Origin of the sequence: Kineococcus glutinatus (genome assembly GCF_039542765.1) — a bacterium.
Lineage (GTDB): Bacteria > Actinomycetota > Actinomycetes > Actinomycetales > Kineococcaceae > Kineococcus_A > Kineococcus_A glutinatus.
In genome coordinates, this window is record NZ_BAABIL010000390.1 from 1 (window position 1) to 5,290 (window position 5,290).

Consider the following 5,290-nt stretch of genomic DNA (forward strand, 5'->3'; position numbering starts at 1 on the left):
CGGCCCGCTCCTCCGCGGCGGCCAGCCGGGTGCCCGCCTCGGCCAGCTCGGCGTCCACGGCCTCGCGGCGGGTCAGCAGCGCCGCCTCGTCGGCCTCCTCCCGCTGCAGCGCCGAGGCGGCCTGCACCAGGTCGTCGGCGAGCAGGCGGGAGCGGGCGTCGCGCAGGTCGGCCTGGACGACGCGGGCGCGGCGGGCGACCTCCGCCTGCCGCCCCAGCGGCTTGAGCTGGCGGCGGATCTCCGAGACGAGGTCCCCGACGCGCTGGAGGTTGGCCTCCATCGCGTCGAGCTTGCGCAGCGCCTTCTCCTTGCGCCGGCGGTGCTTGAGCACGCCCGCGGCCTCCTCGACGAAGGCGCGGCGCTCCTCCGGGGAGGCCTGCAGCACGGCGTCGATCTGGCCCTGCCCGACGATGACGTGCATCTCCCGGCCGATGCCGGAGTCGGAGAGCAGCTCCTGCACGTCGAGCAGCCGGCAGCCCGAGCCGTTGATGGCGTACTCGCTGCCGCCGGTGCGGAACATCGTCCGGGTGATCGTCACCTCGGAGTAGTCGATGGGCAGCCTGCCGTCGGTGTTGTCGATGGTCAGGCTGACCTCGGCGCGGCCCAGGGCGGCGCGCCCGCCCGGACCGGTGGTTCCGGCGAAGATGACGTCCTCCATCTTCCCGCCGCGCAGGCTCTTGGCGCTGTGCTCCCCCATCACCCACGTCAGGGCGTCCACCACGTTGGACTTGCCGGAGCCGTTGGGACCCACCACGCAGGTGATGCCGGGTTCGAGCCGCAGCGTCGTCGCGGAGGCGAACGACTTGAACCCCTTGAGGGTGAGGGTCTTCAGGTGCACGGGCATCGAGGGTAGTTGCCGCGAGGGGGCGTCCCCGGCACCCCGCGCGGGGCGTCGCCCGCCCGGCCAGGCCGTCCCGCCGGGACGTGCGGCTCAGCGCTCGACGAACCCCACGGCCCCGCGGGGGACGTCCCAGCGCTCCACGACGCCCGCGACCTCGCCGGGGCGGCCGCGGGCGCCGGGCTGCTCACCCAGGCGGCGCAGCAGTTCCTCCGCGGCCGCGCGCGGTCCCTCCGCGACGACCTCCACCCGCCCGTCGGGGCGGTTGGAGGCCGAGCCCGCCAGGCCCAGTTCGAGGGCCTGCGCGCGGGTCCACCAGCGGAACCCGACGCCCTGCACGCGCCCGCGCACCCAGGCCTGCAGCCGCACGTCCTGCTCGCTCACCCCGCCGAGGCTAGGGGGCTCGGTGCGGGCCGGCGCCGCGGGGCGGCGGGGAGGGTCAGCGGTGCGGGTCGGCGGGGAGGGGCTGGCAGGTGGGGCAGGAGAACGAGGAGCGGTTCATGAAGGCGTCGCGGCGCACCGGCGCGCCGCAGCGCCGGCACGCCCGCCCCGCCTGCCCGTAGACGGCCAGGGAGCGGTCGAAGTAGCCGCTGGCGCCGTTGACGTTGACGTAGAGCGCGTCGAAGCTCGTGCCGCCCGCCTCCAGCGCCGCGGTCATCACCTCCCGCAACCCCGCCAGCAGCGCGGCGACCTCCGCGTCGGTCAGCGAGGCGGTGCGCCGCGCGAAGTGCACCCGCGCCCGCCACAACGCCTCGTCGGCGTAGATGTTGCCCACCCCGGAGACCAGCGTCTGGTCCAGCACCGCCCGCTTGACGCCGGTGGCCCGCCCCCGCAGCCGCACCGCGAAGGCCGCGTCGTCGAAGCGGGGGTCCAGCGGGTCGCGGGCGATGTGCGCCACCGGGGCGGGCAGGGACGCCGCCCACGGCGCACCGGGGTGCTCCCCCGCGCCGCCCGGCCCACCGTCGGCGGTGGGCACCAGCGGCTCCACGGCCAGGCCCCCGAAGGTGCGCTGGTCGACGAAACGCAGCTCCGGGCCGTCGTCGGCGAAACGCCAGCGCGCCCGCAGGTGCTTCTCCGCCGGCGCGCCGGGCGGCTGCACGAGGAGCTGCCCGCTCATGCCCAGGTGCACGACGACCGCCTCGTCGGCGTCCCCGCCGCGCAGCAGGGGCAGCCACAGGTACTTGCCGCGGCGCACGGCGTCGGCCAGCTGCGCGCCGGTCATCCGCACGACGGCGTCGGCGGCGCCGGCGACGTGGCGGCGCACCGCCCGCGGGTGCAGCACCTCCGCGGCCACGACGGTGCGGCCCGCCACGTGCTGGGCCAGACCGCGGCGGACGACCTCGACCTCCGGCAGCTCCGGCACGGCGCGGGAGGCCTCAGCCGTCCACGCGGGACGTGGTGCGCACCGCGTGCGCGGCCTGCGCCTCGTGCAGCGCCTGCACCGCGGCGGCCGCCGCGCGCTGCTCGGCCTCCTTCTTGCTGCGGCCCTCCCCGGAGCCGAGCGCCGTGCCCGCCACGACGGCGTCGGCGTGGAAGTGCTTGGCGTGGTCGGGGCCCTCGTCGCGCACCGCGTAGGCGGGCACCCCGAGGCCCGAGGAGGCCGTGAGCTCCTGCAGGGTGGTCTTCCAGTCGGTGCCGGCGCCCAGGCGCTCCGCGGAGTCGACCAGCGGCACCAGCAGGCGCAGCACGAGCTCGCGGGTGGCGTCCAGGCCGACGGCGAGGTATGCGGCACCGAAGACCGCCTCGAGGGTGTCGGCGAGGATGGATGCCTTGTCGCGCCCGCCGGTGGTCTCCTCGCCCTTGCCCAGGCGCACGTGGTCGCCCAGGTGCAGGGAGCGCGCCACGTCGGCCAGCGCCCGCATGTTGACGACGGCGGCGCGCAGCTTGGCCAGCTGCCCCTCGGGCACGCTGGGGTGGCGGTGGTAGAGGCTGTCGGTGACGACGAGCCCGAGCACCGAGTCCCCCAGGAACTCCAGGCGCTCGTTGGTGGGCAGGCCGCCGTTCTCGTAGGCGTACGAGCGGTGCGTCAGCGCCTGCAGGAGCAGCGCCGAGCCGATGCGCAGGCCGAGACGCTCCTCCAGGCGGGCGAGGTCGCCCCCACCCGCCCGGAGGTGCCCGGCGTCGCTGCCGACCAGCTCAGAGGTCCTTGACCTTGCGGCCCTTGTACTCCAGGTACAGCGGCGTGCCCGCGGAGTCGGTCACGACGCGCGCCTGGTGCGGACGGGAGTGCACGACCTGCCCGCGCTGGACGGTCGTGGTGAGGGTGGTCTCCGACGCCTTCCACTGCGCGCGACGGGACCGGGTGTTGCTGCGGGACATCTTCCGCTTCGGAACGGCCACGGTCAGCTCTTCTCTCTCGGGTCGGACGGGATCGGTCGGGCGGTGTCGTCGCTGACGACGAGGCCCTGCAGGGCGGCCCAGCGGGGATCGGCCGTGGCGTGGGTGTGGCCGGGGTCGTCGGCCAGGCGGGCGCCGCACTCGACGCACAGCCCGGGGCAGTCCTCGGAGCACACCGGCTGGAACGGCAGCTCGAGCACGACCGCGTCGCGCAGCACCGGCTCCAGGTCGAGCAGGTCGCCGTCGAGCGAGCGCAGCTCGTCGTCGTCGTCACCACCCGGGCCACCCGCGCGCTCGGCGTAGGCGAACAGCTCCTGCAGCTCCACCTCGACGTCGAGCGCGACGTCCTCCAGGCAGCGGACGCACTCGCCGACGGCCCGGCCGGACGCCGTGCCCGAGACGAGGACGCCCTCCATGACGGCCTCCAGGCGGAGGTCGAGACGCACGTCGCTGCCCTGGGGAACGCTGACGACCTCGGTGCCCAGGTCGGCCGGGGCCGGCACCGTGCGCTCCACCTTCCGCATCGAGCCGGGGCGGCGCCCCAGCTCGTGGGTCGACAGCACGAACGGCGAGTTCGGGTCGAGGTGACCCGCCTTCTCCCTCACGACTGCTCCCCTCCGCGGACTGCCGGTGGCCCGGGCCGCCGCCCTCGCGGACCCGCACCGGCGCTGGACGGCCCCGGCACCCGTGGTCCGCTCCACCGTGGGTGGAACCGCTCACCGGCGTCGAGGCCGCCGACCAGCCTAGCCGAGCAGGCGCGAGGTCCCCAAACCGGTGCGCACCGGCGGCCTCAGGAGGCGCCGCCGCCCCCCGCGCCGTCCTCGCCCGTCGCCGCGACCGGGGCGGGGTCCCCCTCCGCCTCCGCGCCGCGGCTGCGCAGCCGCTCCCGCCCCCGCGAGGCCTGCTGCAGCAGCCGCTGCACCTCCGCCTCGAAGTCGGCGAGCTTGCCGTCGCACCAGGAGTCGGCCTCCCGCCGCAGCCGGGCGGCCTCCTCGCGGGCGCTGGCGACGATGTGCTCGGCCCGCTCGCGGGCGGCTCGCATCACCGACTGCGTCTCGACCAGGGCGTCCGCGCGCGTGCGGGCGTCGGCGACGAGGTGCTCGGCCTCCTGCCGGGCGGCGGTGAGCACGTCGTCACGGGCGGCCAGCACGTCACCGGCCTGCTGGACTTCGACGGGCAGCAGGCGGCGGACGTCGGCGACGAGGCGCAGCACGTCCTCGCGGTCGACGACGCAGGACGTGGACATGGGGATGCCGCGCGCCCCCGTGACCACGGCCGCCAGCTGCCCGAGCTTCTCGTGGACCTCCACGACTACCTGCCTCCCTGTGGCTGGTCTGGCTGTGCCGCCCCACCGGGGCGCTGCTGCTCGAGCCGCTCCCGCAGGGCCGTCTCCACCTGCGGCGGCACCAGGCCGCGGACGTCGCCCCCGTGGCCGGCGACCTCCTTGACGAGGCTGGAGGAGACGTGCTCGAAGCGGGGGTCGCCCGCGAGGAAGACCGTCTCGACGTCGGCGAGGTGGCGGTTCATCAGCGCCATCGGCAGCTCGTAGGCGAAGTCGGTGCCGCCGCGCAGCCCCTTGACGACGACCGGGGCCCCGATGGCCCGGCTGTGCTCGGCGAGCAACCCGTCCCCCAGGGCGTCGACCACGACCCGCTCGGCACCGGGGCGCCCCGCGATCGCCTCCCGCACCATCGCGACGCGCTCGTCGAGGGTGAACAGCGAGCGCTTGGCGGGGTTGGCGGCCACGGCGACGACGACCTCCTCGAAGAGGCGGGCGGCGCGCAGGATGACGTCGACGTGACCGACCGTCACCGGGTCGAAGCTGCCCGGGCACACGCAGCGGCGGGCGGCGGGCTCTGGCACGCGCAGAACCTAGCAGCGGTGGCCGGGCGCACCGCCCGCAGCGCCCCGCGGCTGCGCCGTCCGGGTGCGACGGCGCCACCGGCCCCGGCGGCCGGGGGCGTCAGGACCCCGCGGCGGTCGGGCCGGCGAACCACAGGACGGTTTCGCCGTAGCGGCGGGCGTCCTCGCGCGCCCACCCGGCCGGCCAGCCCGGCTCCGGGCCCCGGTTGCTGCGCTCCACGACGACGAGGGCCTGCGCCGCCAGGTGGGGCG

Annotated in this window: 8 protein-coding genes; all 8 read right to left on the reverse strand. The window is 76.5% G+C overall.

Translation table 11 applies throughout. The features are described 5' to 3' along the window. A partial coding sequence (locus ABEB16_RS14325; RefSeq protein ID WP_345712913.1) for a chromosome segregation SMC family protein occupies nucleotides 1-838 on the reverse strand: 838 nt, incomplete at its 3' end. 93 nt (nucleotides 839-931) lie between these two features. Continuing rightward, a complete protein-coding gene (locus ABEB16_RS14330; protein ID WP_345712914.1) occupies nucleotides 932-1,222 on the reverse strand; it encodes an acylphosphatase in 291 nt (96 codons plus the stop codon). 55 nt (nucleotides 1,223-1,277) lie between these two features. Beyond that, nucleotides 1,278-2,201: a bifunctional DNA-formamidopyrimidine glycosylase/DNA-(apurinic or apyrimidinic site) lyase gene (mutM, locus tag ABEB16_RS14335; RefSeq protein ID WP_345712915.1), complete on the reverse strand. Its 924-nt coding sequence runs from the start codon at nucleotides 2,199-2,201 to the stop codon at nucleotides 1,278-1,280. Nucleotides 2,202-2,214: 13 nt separating this feature from the next. Beyond that, entirely contained in the window at nucleotides 2,215-2,973 is a 759-nt protein-coding gene (gene rnc / locus ABEB16_RS14340; RefSeq protein ID WP_345712920.1) for a ribonuclease III, read from the reverse strand. A gap of 1 nt (nucleotide 2,974) precedes the next feature. Beyond that, nucleotides 2,975-3,178, reverse strand: a complete 204-nt coding sequence (gene rpmF / locus ABEB16_RS14345) for a 50S ribosomal protein L32 (protein ID WP_345712916.1) — start codon at nucleotides 3,176-3,178, stop codon at nucleotides 2,975-2,977. 2 nt (nucleotides 3,179-3,180) lie between these two features. Next, nucleotides 3,181-3,780 carry a YceD family protein gene (locus tag ABEB16_RS14350; protein ID WP_345712917.1) on the reverse strand — a complete coding sequence of 200 codons (600 nt, stop codon included), beginning with the start codon at nucleotides 3,778-3,780 and terminating at the stop codon, nucleotides 3,181-3,183. Nucleotides 3,781-3,965: 185 nt separating this feature from the next. After that, entirely contained in the window at nucleotides 3,966-4,484 is a 519-nt protein-coding gene (locus ABEB16_RS14355) for an ATP synthase subunit B family protein (RefSeq protein WP_345712918.1), read from the reverse strand. A gap of 2 nt (nucleotides 4,485-4,486) precedes the next feature. Next, on the reverse strand, nucleotides 4,487-5,038 hold the full coding sequence (gene coaD / locus ABEB16_RS14360; RefSeq protein WP_345712919.1) for a pantetheine-phosphate adenylyltransferase: 552 nt from the start codon (nucleotides 5,036-5,038) through the stop codon (nucleotides 4,487-4,489). Between the last annotated feature and the right edge of the window lie 252 nt (nucleotides 5,039-5,290).